Annotated in this window: 10 protein-coding genes; 7 read left to right on the forward strand and 3 right to left on the reverse strand. The window is 72.7% G+C overall.

Features of this window, described 5'->3' with window-relative positions; all coding sequences use genetic code 11:
• The first annotated feature begins 18 nt into the window (after positions 1-18).
• From ABZ576_RS01445 to ABZ576_RS01455, 3 genes are all read left to right on the forward strand, one after another.
• A complete protein-coding gene (locus tag ABZ576_RS01445) occupies positions 19-1,293 on the forward strand; it encodes a sensor domain-containing protein (RefSeq protein ID WP_360734464.1) in 1,275 nt (424 codons plus the stop codon).
• Positions 1,278-1,931 carry a response regulator transcription factor gene (locus tag ABZ576_RS01450; protein ID WP_360734467.1) on the forward strand — a complete coding sequence of 218 codons (654 nt, stop codon included), beginning with the start codon at positions 1,278-1,280 and terminating at the stop codon, positions 1,929-1,931. The genes ABZ576_RS01445 and ABZ576_RS01450 overlap by 16 nt, the downstream gene beginning before the upstream one ends.
• Positions 1,932-2,067: 136 nt before the next feature.
• The gene (locus ABZ576_RS01455) at positions 2,068-3,570 is read left to right on the forward strand and encodes a DUF1996 domain-containing protein (RefSeq protein ID WP_360734469.1); all 1,503 of its coding nucleotides are present in this window, start codon (positions 2,068-2,070) and stop codon (positions 3,568-3,570) included.
• Positions 3,571-3,652: 82 nt separating this feature from the next.
• Here ABZ576_RS01455 and ABZ576_RS01460 read toward each other — a convergent pair whose 3' ends face one another.
• Entirely contained in the window at positions 3,653-4,057 is a 405-nt protein-coding gene (locus tag ABZ576_RS01460) for a hypothetical protein (RefSeq protein ID WP_360734472.1), read from the reverse strand.
• A 156-nt stretch (positions 4,058-4,213) separates the two neighbouring features.
• Here ABZ576_RS01460 and ABZ576_RS01465 point away from each other — a divergent pair, with 156 nt between their 5' ends.
• The 4 genes from ABZ576_RS01465 (at position 4,214) to ABZ576_RS01480 (ending at position 8,908) form a co-directional block, all read left to right on the forward strand.
• A complete protein-coding gene (locus tag ABZ576_RS01465) occupies positions 4,214-6,133 on the forward strand; it encodes a hypothetical protein (protein WP_360734474.1) in 1,920 nt (639 codons plus the stop codon).
• Between the two features lie 100 nt (positions 6,134-6,233).
• Positions 6,234-7,133, forward strand: coding sequence for a metal-dependent hydrolase (locus tag ABZ576_RS01470; protein ID WP_360734477.1), 900 nt, complete (start codon positions 6,234-6,236; stop codon positions 7,131-7,133).
• Complete coding sequence (locus ABZ576_RS01475) at positions 7,133-8,182, forward strand: PDR/VanB family oxidoreductase (RefSeq protein WP_360734480.1); 1,050 nt, start codon at positions 7,133-7,135, stop codon at positions 8,180-8,182. The genes ABZ576_RS01470 and ABZ576_RS01475 overlap by 1 nt, the downstream gene beginning before the upstream one ends.
• A gap of 36 nt (positions 8,183-8,218) precedes the next feature.
• Positions 8,219-8,908, forward strand: a complete 690-nt coding sequence (locus ABZ576_RS01480; protein WP_360734482.1) for a TetR/AcrR family transcriptional regulator — start codon at positions 8,219-8,221, stop codon at positions 8,906-8,908.
• Between the two features lie 7 nt (positions 8,909-8,915).
• Here ABZ576_RS01480 and ABZ576_RS01485 read toward each other — a convergent pair whose 3' ends face one another.
• Both ABZ576_RS01485 and pulA read right to left on the reverse strand, forming a co-directional pair.
• Positions 8,916-9,278, reverse strand: coding sequence for an isomerase (locus ABZ576_RS01485; protein ID WP_360734485.1), 363 nt, complete (start codon positions 9,276-9,278; stop codon positions 8,916-8,918).
• Positions 9,279-9,311: 33 nt separating this feature from the next.
• Positions 9,312-14,735, reverse strand: coding sequence for a pullulanase-type alpha-1,6-glucosidase (gene pulA, locus ABZ576_RS01490; protein ID WP_360734488.1), 5,424 nt, complete (start codon positions 14,733-14,735; stop codon positions 9,312-9,314).
• Positions 14,736-14,829: the final 94 nt, after the last annotated feature.

A 14,829-nucleotide genomic window follows, 5' to 3' on the forward strand; every position in this document is an offset into this window, starting at 1 on the left:
GTCGGAGAAACTGGCGCCATGAACACCGACACGCAGGGGTACGACGTCCGCACCCGCGCCCGGGAGGTGGTGCTGGCCGCGGTACGGGGACTGGTCCTGGCCCTGGCGATGCTGCCGGTGACGGTGCTGCTCTTCGTGCTGACCGTCGTCTCCCTGGAACTCCTGCCGATCGGTCTCGGCCTGTTCCTCCTGCCCTGGACGCTCGGCGCGCTGAGGGAGTACGCGAACACGCGCCGCCGGCTGGCCGCCGAGTGGTGCGGGGTGCGGATCCCGGCGGCGTACCGGCCGGTCCCGGCGGGCGCCGCCCCCTGGACGCGCGCCCTGACCATGCTCCGGGACCCGCAGACCTGGCGGGACGTGCGCTGGCTGCTGGTCGACATGACGGCCGGCTTCGTCACCGCGCTGCTCCCGGCGGTGCTGCTGCTCTTCCCGGTCGAGGGGCTCCTGCTGCCGGCCGGGCTGTGGCGCGCGTACGTCCCCGGCCCGGGCGACACCTACTGGTACGCGTTCGTGCCGGTCACCGGTCAGGCCACCGCCTTCCTCGCCGCGGCCCTCGGCGCCGTGCTGCTGGTGGTCGCCCACCGCTACACCCCCGCACTGCTGACCGCCCACTTCCGGCTCACCCGGGCCGTCCTCGGCGGCGACGCGGAACTCGCCGAACGGGTACGGGTGCTGACCGAGACCCGGCGCGACGCCGTGGACACCTCCGCCGCCGAGCTGCGCCGCATCGAGCGGGACCTGCACGACGGCGCCCAGGCCCGGCTGGTCGCCATGGGCATGGACCTCGGCACCATCGAGATGCTGGTCGAGCGGGACCCGGCCCAGGCGAAGAAGCTGCTCGCCCAGGCCCGCCGGAACTCCGCCGAGGCCCTGGAGGAGCTGCGCGACCTGGTGCGCGGCATCCATCCGCCGGTCCTCGCCGAACGGGGCCTCGGCGACGCCGTCCGGGCGCTGGCGCTGCGGCTGCCGCTGCCCGCGGAGGTGACCGTGGAGCTGTCCGGCCGGGCGGACGCGCCGGTGGAGTCGGCCGCCTACTTCGCGGTCAACGAGGTGCTCACCAACGCCGTCAAGCACGCGGGGGCCGACCGGGTCTGGATCGACGTGCACCACACCGACGGCCGGCTGCGGATCACCGTGACCGACAACGGCGGGGGCGGTGCCCGCGTCGGAGCCGGCTCGGGGCTGGCCGGGGTCGAGCGCCGGCTCGGTACATTCGACGGAGTCCTGGCCGTCGGCAGCCCCGTCGGCGGCCCCACCATGGTGACCATGGAGATCCCGTGCGTGTTGTCCTAGCCGAAGACCTCTTCCTGCTGCGCGACGGGCTGGTGCGGATGCTGGAGGCCCACGGCTTCGAGATCGCCGCGGCCGTCGAGTCCGGTCCCGAACTGGCCCGGGCGCTGGCCGAGCTGAGCCCGGACGTGGCGGTGGTCGACGTACGCCTGCCGCCGACGCACACCGACGAGGGCCTCCAGTGCGCGCTCGCGGCCCGGCGGGCGCGGCCCGGGCTGCCGGTGCTGGTCCTCTCCCAGCACGTGGAGCAGCTGTACGCACGCGAGCTGCTGGCCGACGGCACCGGCGGGATCGGCTACCTGCTGAAGGACCGGGTGTTCGACGCGGAGCAGTTCGTGGACGCCGTACGCCGGGTCGCCGCGGGCGGTACGGCGATGGACCCGCAGGTGATCCAGCAGCTGCTGTCCCGGGGCGCGGGCGGCGACCGGCCGCTCGCCCGGCTCACCCCGCGCGAGCGGGAGGTGCTGGAGCTGATGGCGCAGGGCCGGTCGAACGCCGGTATCGCGGCGCAGCTGGTGGTGACGGAGCGGGCGGTCGCCAAGCACACCTCCAACATCTTCGGCAAGCTGGGCCTGGAGGTGTCGGACGACGACAACCGGCGCGTCCTCGCGGTGCTCGCCCATCTGGACCGCGACCGCTGACCTGCCAACTCCTGTGTGGCCACGGAGAATTCGCGGGACCGGTGAACACCTCCGGGACGGAGTCCGTATGTAGGGGCGCCGCTTCACTCCTGTCGGGCGCCTCGATGCTGCCCCGCAAGGAAGTCAGAGGAGTTCCATGGGACGCAACACACGAAAACGCCGTACGCCGCTGGCCGCCAAGGCCATTGCCGCATCGGCGGCCCTAGCGCTCGGTGGGGGCGGGCTGATCTGGGCGAACTTCTACGCCTCGGCGCACGAGTCGAGCAACCAGACATGGGGAGGCAACTCGACCAAGGCCGCGACGGCGCAGGTCGCGACCATCTCCTGCCCGGACGTCGGCCAGAAGCTGACGAACGTGCCGAACGCGGCCCGCCAGGGGGTGGCGACGGAGCTGGCGAACCTCGACAAGCAGATCACCGAGGCCTACAACCGGCTCGCCTCCACCAGGGACGCCCAGGCCAGGGACGCGAGCTTCGTGCAGAACTCGATCGTCGGCCCCCTCAAGGAGAAGCGGGCCGCGACGATCGACCGCATCCGGATCGACATCCAGCGGGCCGGCGGTTCCTTCGACAACGCGCTCAAGCAGCTCGCCGCCTGTACGACACGGACCGCGAACCAGACGACCGCCGGCGGCGAGCAGCAGAACGGCGGCCAGCAGCAGAACGGCGGCCAGCAGCAAGGCCAGAACGGGCAGCAGGGGAACATCGGCGGGCAGGCCGGAAACGGCCCCGTGGCGGCCGACTTCGTCGACATCACCAAGGTGGCGCCGAACGTCCAGGGCAAGCCGCGCCGGACCGGCAACGCCTCCACCGGCACCTTCACCACGCGCTGCGGTGTGAACGCCAACAAGAACTTCAACACCGACAACGTGATCGTGGCGCCCGGTGTGACCAACGGCGCGCACCACCTGCACGACTACGTCGGCAACCAGAAGATCAACGCGTTCGCCGGCAACAACACGTTCCTGCAGGGCGGCACCAGCTGCCAGAACCGCAACGACCTGTCGTCGTACTACTGGCCGGTGGTCCGCGTCCAGGACGGCACGCAGGACTTCGACCAGAACCGGGACGGCGGCGGCAAGGAAGGCAACGTCGGCCGGATCCTGACCCCGGTCCAGGCGCAGATCAAGTACGTGGGCAGCCCGGCGAGCAAGGTGGTCGCGATGCCGCAGTTCCTGCGCATCATCACCGGTGACGCCAAGACCACGACCAACGGTCTGGCCAACGCCAACGCGCACTGGAGCTGCACCGGCTTCGAGAACAAGGTGCAGCTGACCGAGCAGTACCCGATCTGCCCGCAGGGCAGCAAGGTGGTGCGGACGTTCGCCTTCCAGAGCTGCTGGGACGGGCAGAACGTCGACAGCGCCAACCACCGCACGCACGTGGCCTTCGCCGACCCCGCGAGCGGTGTCTGCCCGAACGGGTTCAAGGCGATCCCGCAGCTGACCATGCGGCTCGTCTACAACATCAACCCGCCGACCATCCAGAACGGCCAGGTGAAGAACGCCTACGCCGTGGACGGTTTCCCGGAGCAGCTGCACAAGGCGGCCACGGACCACGACGACTTCATCAGCGTCACGCGGAACGGACTGGCCAACAAGATCGCCAACTGCATCAACCGCGGTCAGAACTGCGCCTGACCCCCACCGCGGGCCCCCCGGCAGAAGGCCGGTGACGAGATCCCCCTCCCGTCACCGGCCTTCGCCGTGTCCCTCGGCCGTGTCAGCCGCCGTGCGCGCCGGTGTGCGCGTGGTGGTCGACGCCCTCCTCCAGATCGCCGCCGAGCGTGCCGCGCAGCGTCTCGACCACCCCGTCGTCACCGACGGCGACCCACTTGCGGCCGACCAGGTAGTGACCGCCGTAGTCCTTCGCCTCGTCGATCCACTCGCGCTGGCCGCGGTCGGTGGCGAAGGTGGCGAGGACGAACCTGCCCTCGCCGGTGCGGCAGATGGCCTGGCGGATCTCGTCCGCGTCGGTCTGCATGTCCGGCTCGCACTTCACCTCGGCGGCCAGGTGCTCCAGGCTGCCGGTCGCCGTGGGCGGCACCGACGCGGTGTCCCCTCCCGCGCCGCACCCCGCCAGCGCCAGTACGGCGGCGGCTCCGAGCAGCGCTCCTGCCAACCTCATCTGTTCCTCCGGTCTCGGTCGCCCAAGCATGCCCCAGCCCCCTGGGATACGGCTGTGCCCGGCGTTCCGCTCACCGTCGCCCGGCCGGCCGGGCCGCGGGCCGTGGCGTCACCCGTACGGCGGTGACCAACTCGACGTTGGCTCGTTCTCCCGGACGTGCAGTCACAGGATGTAGACCAGCGTCACGCGCCCGCCTCCGCCCCGAGCACCGGCCCGGTCGACGTCGAGCAGGCCGAGGCCGCGCTCGTCGAGCACTACCCCCGGCTGGTCCGGCTCGCCTACCTGGTGCTGCCGCCGGGCCTCGGCCGCGGCCGCCGCGTACTGACCGCACACGCCCTCGCCCAGCGCGCCCTGCCCCGGGGCCGCAAGCGGCCGTCCGTGCTCCCGGCCCAGGCCACCGGCCGGGAGGGCGACCCGGCGTACGCCTGTCTGCGCGAGCGGGTCCTGCGGTCGGCCTTGGAGGCCGCGCGCCCGCGCAAGGGGCTGCCCCGGCTCTCCCAGCTCCCGCCGCTGCTCCCCCAGGTGTGGGGCCTGCGGCTGTTCCCGCGCTCGGGCGGCGCCGACGAACTCGCCCTGGACCAGCGGCTGTCCGCCCTGTCCGGCCCGGCCCGCGCCGCCTACGTCCTGCGCGGCCTTGAGCAGCTGCCCGACACCGGCATCCGCGAACTCCTCGCGGCGGCCGGGGTGGCCGATCCGGGCGGCGCGCTGGCCTCGGCCAACGGCGTGCCCGCGCAGCCGGGGCTGCTCTCCTCCGCCGAGTTCGACCCGTGCGCGCTGCAGGCCCGGCCCACCGATCTGATGCGCCGCCGCCAGCACACCAAGGCCGCCCTCGCCGCCGCGGCCGCGCTCGCGGTGTGCGGCGCGCTGGTCGCGCTGCCGGGCGGCGGCTGGGGCCCCGACGGCGCCGCCGCCCCCGCCTCCGCCGAGAACCCGGCCGCCGTCGCCGCGCTCGACCCCGGCAAGCTGACCCGGGTCTCCCCCACCGCCTGGCGCACCTCGGCCCGCACCGACTTCTCGGTGTGGCCCGCGCGCGGCCCGCTCACCGGCGACCGGGCCCTGCTGCGCCGCGCCCTCGCCGTCTGGGCCCGCCCCGGTGGGACGGTCCGCGTCTCGTCGACTCCCGGTACCCAGACCGGCGGCCCGGCCGGCCCGCCCCAGCTGCTGTACGCGGGCGAGGTGGACGCCGCCCGTGTGGTGATCCTCTACGACGGCCTGCGCGTCGTCCGCTACGCCGAACCGAGGAGCGGCACGCAGGGCGCGGCGCTGGACTTCGCCCGGGCCGACGGCGCGTCCGGCGCCGAGGCCGGGGCACTGGTGCTGGGCCGCTCCGACGGCAACGTCCGTTACCTCACCGCCCCCTGGGTGCGGAAGGCCGCCCAGCGGGACCTGACGAAGCCGGAGGCGGCGGCGACCCCGCTGACCCTGGCCGACGGCGTCACCGCGCCGCTGGCCAGCCCCGTGATGCGGCCGGGCGCCTGCACCTCGTGGACCGTGCTGCAGCTGACCGACGCCTCCGGGACGCGGCTGGCCACCGACCTGGGCGAGCTGGTGCCGGCCCACCTGACGGCCGGGCGGCCGGGCTCGGCCGGGGAGGTGTCCGGCGCGGCGGGCCTGCGCTCCTGGGCGCCGTTCGCCTGCTCCCTCGCGGCCGAGCGCACGGCGGGCGTCCGCAGCGTCAACGCCTGGCCCTACGCCGAGCAGCCCCTGCCCGACGGCAGCGGGTCCGCGGCGTGGGTGTGCACCCGGGCCGAGACCTGGCGCGGGGACGGCACGGCGGCGCTGGCCCAGTTCCGTACGCCGGGCGGGGCGGCCGGCGCGGTCGTCGCCAAGGGCACGGACGTGCCGGCCTGCGGGCCGCGCGACCCGCACGTGCTGGCCGGGGTGCTGTGGAAGTCGGCGGCCGGGAGCTGGTACCTGCTGGCGGCGGGCGGCGAGGGGACGTCGTCGATCTCGGCGACCGGCGGGGTCACCGCCTCGGGGCAGGGTCCGTTGCTGGCGGTGAAGGCCGCGCGGGGGGCGCGGGCCGACCTGGCGGGGACGCTCGCGGACGGCGGATCGATCCACGGGCTGCGGTAGGGGCGGCACCGCCACGGCCCGGGAGGGCTTGTTGACACCGGCGTAAACAAGCCCCGCCGCAGGGGTTCTCAGGGCAGCTACCCGCCAGTACATTGACGCCATGTCTCACACGCAGGCCCGGCCGGTGGAGTCCGAGCGCGTCGCGCTCAAGGCCCGCAATGTGTCCTTCTCGTGGCAGGACACCCCCCTGCACTGGGTGCCCGGCGACCCGTTCACCACGCACACCATCAACGTGCTGCACCTGCTGCTGCCCGCCGGTGAGCGGTGGTTCGTGCACGTGTACAAGCAGGTGCTGCCGCTGATCCGGGACGACCGGCTGCGCGCGGACGTCCTGGGGTTCATCGGGCAGGAGGCCATGCACTCCCAGGCCCATGACGAGGTCCTGCCGCACCTGCGCGCACAGGGTCTGGACCCGACGCCGTACACCGCGCAGGTCGACTGGTTCTTCGAGAAGCTGCTCGGCGACCGGACCCTGCCGCCCGGCAGGGCCCGGCGCTGGTGGCTGCTGGAGCGGGTCGCGCTGATCGCGGCCATCGAGCACTACACCGCCTTCCTCGGCGACTGGGTGCTCAACGCCACCGAGCTGGACCGGCGCGGCGCCGACCCCACCATGCTGGACCTGCTGCGCTGGCACGGCGCCGAGGAGGTCGAGCACCGGTCCGTCGCCTTCGACCTGTTCCTGCACGTCGACGGCGGTTACCGGCGCCGGGTGCGCACCTGGGCGACGGCCTTCTCGGCGCTGGTGTTCCTGTGGCAGCGCGGGATCCGCTTCTTCCTGGAGAACGACCCGACGCTCGTCGGCGCCAAGGCGTCCCTCCGGGACTTCCACCGGCGCGGCCGGCAGGGCACCCTGCCCGCCACCGGGGACATGCTGAAGTCCGTCCCGCGCTACCTCAGCCGCGCCTACCACCCCTCGCACGAGTGCTCCACGGCCCAGGCCGTGGCCTACCTGGCCGGCTCCCCCGCCGCGCTCGCCGCCGAGGAGAGGGGGGCCGCCTGATGCCGAAGCCGCTGACCCTCGCGCTCGTGACGGGTGCCGCCCTGCTCACCCGGCGGGCCCTGCGCCGCCGGGTGCGGACCTCGCCGCTGTGGCCGCTGCCCGCCCTGGACCCGCCGGTCTCCGGCCGGCCGCGCTCCCGGGCCCTGCGGCTGAGGCTCGCCGCCCACGAGACGATCGCCGACGGGGTCGTACAACTCCGCCTGGCGGGCGCCGGGCTGCCGCGCTGGGAGCCGGGGGCCCACGTCGACCTCGTGCTGCCCTCGGGGCTCGTCCGGCAGTACTCGCTGTGCGGGGACCCCGGGGACACCTCCTGCTACACGGTCGCCACCCGGCTGGTGGCCGACGGCCGGGGCGGCTCCCGCGAGGTGCACGAGCGGCTCGCCGAGGGCATGGAGCTGGAGGTGCGCGGCCCCCGCAACCGCTTCCCGCTGGTCGACGCGCCCGCCTACGTGTTCGTCGCCGGCGGCATCGGCATCACCCCCCTCCTGCCGATGCTGCGGGCCCTGCCGGAGGGCACCGCGTGGCGGCTGCTGTACGGCGGGCGGACGCGGGCGTCGATGCCGTACCTGGAGGAGGTGCGGGCGCTCGCCGGGGACCGGGCGACGGTCGTCGCCGACGACGAGGACGGGCGGGTGGACCTTCCCGCCCTGTTCGCCGGCATACCAGAGGGCACCGCGGTCTACTGCTGCGGCCCGGACGGGCTGGCGGCGGCGGTGGCGGAGGCACTGCCCGGGACGGCCACCCTGCACCTGGAGCGGTTCGCGCCGCCCGCGGCGGCCGGCGGCGACACCGCCTTCGAGCTGGAACTGCGCCGCAGCGGGCGCACGCTGACCGTGCCGGCCGGCTCGACGGTGCTGGCGGCCGTGCGCCGTGAGCTGCCGGACCTCGCCTACTCCTGCGAGCAGGGCTTCTGCGGGACCTGTCAACAGCGGGTGCTGGAGGGGGAGATCGATCACCGGGACGAGCTGCTGACGGACGCGGAACGGCAGAACTCGATGCTGATCTGCGTGTCCCGGGCGCGGAGTGATCGCCTGGTGCTCGACATGTGAACAGCCGCGGCCGAATCCGATCGGTAAGGTGTGCCCATGAGTACCGGGGTTCGCCGCAGGATGGGTGTCGAGGAACGTCGGCAGCAGCTGATCGGTGTCGCCCTCGAGCTGTTCAGCCGCCGCTCGCCGGACGAGGTCTCCATCGACGAGATAGCGTCGGCGGCGGGCATCTCGCGTCCGCTCGTCTACCACTACTTCCCCGGCAAACTCAGCCTGTACGAGGCCGCGTTGCAACGCGCGTCGGAGGATCTCGCGGGCCGGTTCGCCGAGCCGCACGAGGGTCCGCTCGGCGCCCGGCTGCTGCGCGTGATGCGCCGTTTCTTCGACTTCGTGGACGAGCACGGCCCCGGCTTCTCGGCGCTGATGCGCGGCGGCCCGGCCGTCGGGTCCTCGACGACCAACGCGCTCGTCGACTCCGTACGGCAGGCCGCCTATGTCCAGATCCTTTCGCACCTGGGTGTGACCGAGGCGTCGGCGCGGCTGGAGCTGGTCGTCCGCTCCTGGATCTCGCTCGCCGAGTCGACGGCGCTGCTCTGGCTGGAGGGCCGGCGCATCCCGCGCGCCGAGCTGGAGCTCCAGCTGGTGCACGACTTCGCCGCGCTCGCCGCCGTCAGCGCGGCCTACGACGCGGACATGGCCGGGCTGCTGCGCACGATGGTGCGGGACGAGCCGGCCGACGGCCCCTTCGCGGAGCTGGCCGGCCGGCTCGTGTCCCTGGCGTCCTGAGCGACGGCTACCGGTCGAACTTCCGGTACGACGGGTCGAGGTCCCGGATCTCGGCCGAGGCGTGCAGGGTGAACGCCGCGTCCGCCACGTGCGCGCGCAGCACCTCCAGGACCGCCTCCGTGAGCCGCGCCTTCGTCTCCTCGCCGCGTCCGGCGAGGAGCCCGATCGTCACGTGCACGATGGCGTGCCCGCGCGCCCCGGGATCCTCGTACCCGAACGCCGTGTACGTGCTCGGCCGGAACAGCGTCTTGCACGCCTCCGGCTTGGCCGCCGCGATCTCCACGGTCGCCTCGTGCAGCGCCCGCGCGAGGCCCGCGCGGTCGAAGGCGTTCTCCATGGTGTCGGAGTAGTCGACGGTGATCTGCGGCATGGCGCGCTCCTGTTCTACGGCAACGGCCTCACCCTAGTTCCCGGTCCGGGTGAACACCGCCACGGTCCGCGGCGGCACGGTGAAGGTGCCCGAGCCGGCCGCGTAGGCGGAGGTCTTCACGACCGCGTCGGCGCCCTCCGCCTGCACCGGGTGCAGCCGGAACCGGTCGCCGGCCAGCGCGGGCACCCGCTGCTCCTGCCGCTCGGGCGTGGCGTTGAACACGACGACCAGGTCACCGATGCGCATCGTGATCACGCCGGGCGTCTCGTCCGTGCCGGACAGCGGGAAGGACAGCCGCTCCTGCACCCGCGCGGCCGTACCCAGCGAGAACGCCTCCTCGGTCGTACGGATGCGCAGCAGGTCCCGGTAGGCGGCGGAGGCCCCGGTGATCTCCGGGCAGCCGACCTTCACGGAGCCCAGCAGCGGCCGGGCGTACTCCCACTTGGACGCGTTGTCGGCCGCCATGGGCAGCCCGCGTCCGAAGCCGTTGCCGTCGGCGCAGTTCCAGTGGATCGCGTTGAACCAGTCACCGCTGTCGTAGGAGTTGCGGTCCAGGGACTTCGAGCGCAGCAGGTCGGTGCCCGCCTGGGAGAGGGCCGGTCCCTGCGAGAGGGCGGCCGTGGCCATGGCCAGGACCTGCATCCGGGCCCGGTCGGCGGCGCCCGTCGACGCGGGCAGCTTGAAGGCGAGGGCGTCGAAGAGCGACTCGTTGTCGTGCGCGTCCACGTAGGCGAGGGCGTCGCCGGGAGCGTCCGCGTAGCCGGCGGGCGCGCCGTTGTAGTCGACCTCGGAGCCCTTGACCCGCCGGCCGGCGGTGTCGGTGAAGGTGAAGGACCTCAGGTTGCCGGACAGGCCCACCTTGATCAGGTCCTGGTAGTGCAGCAGCCGCGCCTTCTGCTCCGCCTCGGTGCCGTTGGCCGGGGAGGTGTTGGGGTCGGTGTACAGCCCCGACGCGAAGCCCTGGACGCGGGGGTCGGAGTCGAAGGGGCCGCCGCCGCGCACCGCGTCGCGGGCGCGGTCGGAGAAGGTGGCGATCCCGGTACCGGCCATGTTCTCCTGCGTGGCCTGCACGAACCGGGCGTCGTCCGCGACCTCGCCGAAGTTCCAGCCCTCGCCGTACAGGATGATCTTCTTGCCGTCGACGCCGTCCTTCTCCATGGTCAGCGCGTCCAGGGCCTCGCGCACGGCGAGGATGTTCTCCTTGGGGTGGTGGCCCATGAGGTCGAAGCGGAAGCCGTCGACCTTGTACTGCTTGGCCCAGGTGACGACCGAGTCCACGACCAGCTTGCCCATCATGGCGTTCTCGGTGGCCGTGTTGGCGCAGCAGGTGCTGTTGGCCACCGAGCCGTCGGCGAGGAGCCGCTGGTAGTAGCCGGGCACGATCCGGTCCAGGACGGAGGTGTCCGCCTGGCCGCTCGCCGCGGTGTGGTTGTAGACGACGTCCATGACGACCCGCAGGCCGTCGTCGTTGAGGGCCTTGACCATCTCGCGGAACTCGACCGTGCGGGCGGTGCCGTCCGGGTCGGTGGCGTAGGAGCCCTCGGGGACCGTGTAGTGGTACGGGTCGTAGCCCCAGTTGTAGGCGTCCTTCGCGGCGGTCTTGCCGACGCACTCCTGCTGCTTGTCGGAGTCCGCCGGGTGGGAGGCCAGGTCGCAGTCGGTCCTCGCCTGGTCGGCCCTGCGCTCGGGGATGGTGGCGATGTCGAAGGCGGGCAGCAGGTGGACGTAGGAGGTGCCGGCCTTCGCCAGTTCGCGCAGGTGCCTGCTGCCGTCGCCGGCCTTGTCGGTGAAGGCGAGGTAGGTGCCGGGGTGCTTCGCCGTGCGGTCCTCGACGGAGAAGTCCCGGATGTGCAGCTCCTGGATCTGGGCGTCCCGCAGCGGCACGGCCTCGGGCTTGGTGTACGACGACCAGCCGGAGGGCTTGAGCGCCTCGTCGTCCAGGTCGACGACGAGTGCGCGCTCGGAGTCGGCGGTGAGGGCGAGGGCGTAGGGGTCGGTGACCTTGTTGGTGACGACCTTGCGGACGCTGGGCGCCCAGACCTTCACGACGTAGCGGTAGGGCTTGCCCTTCCAGGACGCCGGGCCGGTGACGGACCAGACGCCGGTGGTGTTGTCGCGGCGCATCGCGGCGGTGGTGCCGCCGATCTCCAGGGCGACGGACTGCGCGGTCGGCGCCCACACGGACAGGGTGGGGCGGCCCTTGTCGAACGTCGGCCCCAGGTCGGCCTCGGTCGCGCCGGGGTAGAGGTCGTCCAGGACGCCGGCGATCTGGACGCCGGTCGCCGCGAGCACGGCCCCTCCCCCAGAGCCGGAAGCCTGGGAGGTACCCCCAGCCGCGCGCCGGGTGGCGACGACCTGGCCGCGCAGGGCCTCGCGGACCCGGTCGCGGTCACGGGGGTCGACGGTCCAGGCGGTGTACTCGCTCAGGTGCGGGAACTTCGCCTTCTGGGCGTCGGTCAGCTTCCCCTTCGACAGGCGCAGCCACTTGGCGTCGCCGGTCAGGGCGCCGTCCTCGGCCTTGATCGAGCCGTCGCGGGAGTACAGCAGCTGGGTGGAGGCGGCGTCGGAGCCGTTCCAGGCGACGGTGTTCCGGTCGATCCAGACCGCCTTGGAGGTGGTGAGGTCGAGCGCGGCGGCGCTGCCCGCGGGCTGCGGGAGCAGGTACTTCTCCTGGCCGCTCACCAGCCACACCTCGTGGCCGATGGCCTTGAGGTCGAGCGACTGGTCGGTGGGCAGGTCCTTCTCGTCGCCCTTGTGGATGATGTAGCTGAGGCTGGTGGCACCCTCGGTGAGCGGCACCTCGAAGACTGCGCCATAGCTGTCAGTCTTGACCGGCTCGAGGGGGTTCGACCAGTCGGTGGGGTGCGCGGCGCCGGTCCACACGTGCAGCCCCCAGCCGTCGTGGTCCCCGTCGGCCCGGTGGTAGTGCAGGACGGCCTTGCTCTTGTCGGGCGCCGGGTACTCGGGCCGCTCGGTGGTGACGGTCTCCTTGCCCTGCTCGATCCAGATCTCACCGGTCTTGGTGACGTCGATCGTGCGGTCGGTGGCGACGTCCTTGGTGCCGTCCTTGTCGATGACGAGGAAGCCGACGTTCGAGGCGCCGGGCTTGAGCTTGACCCAGGCGAAGGCGCCGTAGGCGTCCCGGCCGGTGAAGGGGTGGCTCTTCGGCCATTCGGTGGCCTCGCCGTCGGCGAGGTCGCCCCAGGCGTACAGGCCCCAGTCGGCGTAGTCGCCGTCCGCGCGCTTGTAGTGGACGATCACGTGGTCGCGGGAGGAGGCGGTGGGCGGCTGGGGGGCGGGCGGGGTGCCGGTGGTGGAGGCGGCCAGGGCGCTCGCGGTGCGGCCGGCCGAGTCGACCACGACGGCCTTGTAGCGCAGGGCCGTGCCCGGTGCCACGTCCTTGCCGATGGTGTGGGTGACCTTGTAGGGGGCGTGGTCGGCGGAGCCGAGGACCCGCCACTTCCCGTTGCCGGTCTGCGCGGCGAAGACGACCCGGTCGAGCCGGCCGCCGTCGACGTCCGCGGTGACCTCGACCGTGCCGGTGGCGCCGGCCGCGGGGGCCTTGAGGGTGATCGCCGGTTCCGTGGCGGGCTTCGGGAGCCTGCCCGCCGCCTTGAGGACGATCGCCGAGCCGGCCGGGACCGTGACGGTGAGCTTCTTGTCGCCGTCGCTCCTCACCGAGGCGTCGGTGCCGTAGACGCCGCGGAAGGCCATGCCGGCCGAGCCGGTCGGGAAGGTCGCGGTCCGCTTCTCACCGGCGTTGTTGAACGCGACGACGTACTCGGTGCCGGTCTTGGCGTCGGTGCGGGAGAAGGCGTAGACGCCCGGCCCGTCGGCCGCGTACCGCTCCTGCTGCACACCGTCGGTCAGGGCCGGGTTGGCCTTGCGCAGCTTGGCGAGAGCGCTGATCTGCCGGTAGAGCGGTGCTCGCGTGTCGTAGGCGTCCTCGGCGTGGGTGCGGTCGGTGCCGATCCGGTCGTCGTCGAGGTAGTCGGCGGTGCGTGAGGCGAACATGCTCTGCCTCGCGTCCTTGTCGCCGCCGGGCCCGGTGAAGCCCTGCTCGTCGCCGTAGTAGACGACGGGGTTGCCGCGGCTGAGGAACATCAGCTCGTTGGCGAGCTCGTCCCTGGCGAGGATCTCGGCGTCGGTGGCCTCGGGGTTGTCCTGCTTCAGGAACGACCCGATCCGGCCCATGTCGTGGTTGCCGAGGAAGGTCACCTGCTCGTAGGCGTTGGCCTTGCCGGTCGTGTACTTGTAGTCGTCGCCGAAGACGCCCGCGAGCTTCCGGGCGCTGCCGCCCTGCGAGGCGTACTGGCGGGCCGCCTCCTGGAAGGGGAAGTCGAGGGTGGCGTCGAGCCGGCCCTGGGTGACGTAGGGGGCGGTGACGTCCGTGTCGGCCGAGTAGACCTCGCCGAACATGAAGAAGTCGTCCCGGCCCCGCTTGGCGGCGTACGCGTCGAGCGCGGTGGCCCACTGGGTCCAGAACTCCATGTTGACGTGCTTCACGGTGTCGATCCGGAAGCCGTCGATGTCGAAGTCCCGCACCCAGCGCTGGTAGATCTTCTCCATGCCGTGGACGACCTCGGGCCGCTCGGTCCACAGGTCGTCGAGCCCGGAGAAGTCGCCGTGGGTGGAGCTCTCACCGGCGAAGGTGGAGTCGCCGCGGTTGTGGTACATCGTCGGGTCGTTGAGCCACGACGGCACCTTGTTCTTCCCGGTGACCACCGGTGTGCGCGGGAAGGAGTCCCGGTCCACCGCGGGGAAGCCGTGCCGCCCGTCGGCGTAGTCGGCGTCGTCGAAGGGCACGCCGTCCTTCGTCAGGTACGGGAAGGCGCCCTTGGAGAGGTAGTCGTAGGACTTCTCCTCGTAGTCCACGACGTCGGCCGTGTGGTTGGTGATGACGTCGAAGAAGACCTTCATGCCCTTGGCGTGGGCCTTGGAGATGAGGGTCCGGAGGTCGCCGTTGGTGCCGAAGTGCGGGTCGACCTGGGTGAAGTCGGTGATCCAGTAGCCGTGGTAGCCGGCGGAGGCGTTGTTGCCGGTGCCCTGGACCGGACGGTTCTTGAAGATGGGCGCCATCCAGATGGCGGTGGTGCCGAGCCCCTTGATGTAGTCGAGCCTCTTCGTCAGGCCCTTGAGGTCGCCGCCCTGGTAGAAGCCCTTGTCGGTGGGGTCGTAGCCGGTCTTCAGCCGGGAGCCGGTGAGCCCGCCGCGGTCGTTGGACGTGTCGCCGTTGGCGAAACGGTCCGGCAGGACGAAGTAGAACTGCTCGCGCGTGGCGTCGTGCCGGGCGGGCTGGGCTGCGAGGGCCGCGTCCGAGGGCGGTGCGGGCGGGGTGGCCGCCTCGGCGGCCAGTGGCTGGATCAGCGCGGCGGCGAGGGCGGCGGCGGTGACGGCCGCCGCCCGTCTCAGGTGGGCGGTACGGCGCGTCCGGGGCGCCGGCCATCTCGGTATCACAGGCGGAAACTCCTTGCGATTGCGGCTCTCTTGGGTCCGACCCCGCGCGACCGTATCGCCGACGAAAGGTTTACAGCAAGAGGGTTGAAACCCC

Origin of the sequence: Streptomyces sp. NPDC013455, from assembly GCF_040632975.1 — a bacterium.
Classification (GTDB): Bacteria; Actinomycetota; Actinomycetes; order Streptomycetales; family Streptomycetaceae; genus Streptomyces.

What these genes read in the sequence shown, in the direction of transcription:
- ABZ576_RS01445 (WP_360734464.1), top strand. Translation starts at nt 19, where the DNA reads ATGAACACCGACACGCAGGGGTACGACGTCCGCACCCGCGCCCGGGAG.
- ABZ576_RS01455 (WP_360734469.1), top strand. Translation starts at nt 2,068, where the DNA reads ATGGGACGCAACACACGAAAACGCCGTACGCCGCTGGCCGCCAAGGCC.
- ABZ576_RS01460 (WP_360734472.1), bottom strand. Translation starts at nt 4,057, where the DNA reads ATGAGGTTGGCAGGAGCGCTGCTCGGAGCCGCCGCCGTACTGGCGCTG.
- ABZ576_RS01470 (WP_360734477.1), top strand. Translation starts at nt 6,234, where the DNA reads ATGTCTCACACGCAGGCCCGGCCGGTGGAGTCCGAGCGCGTCGCGCTC.
- ABZ576_RS01475 (WP_360734480.1), top strand. Translation starts at nt 7,133, where the DNA reads ATGCCGAAGCCGCTGACCCTCGCGCTCGTGACGGGTGCCGCCCTGCTC.
- ABZ576_RS01480 (WP_360734482.1), top strand. Translation starts at nt 8,219, where the DNA reads ATGAGTACCGGGGTTCGCCGCAGGATGGGTGTCGAGGAACGTCGGCAG.
- ABZ576_RS01485 (WP_360734485.1), bottom strand. Translation starts at nt 9,278, where the DNA reads ATGCCGCAGATCACCGTCGACTACTCCGACACCATGGAGAACGCCTTC.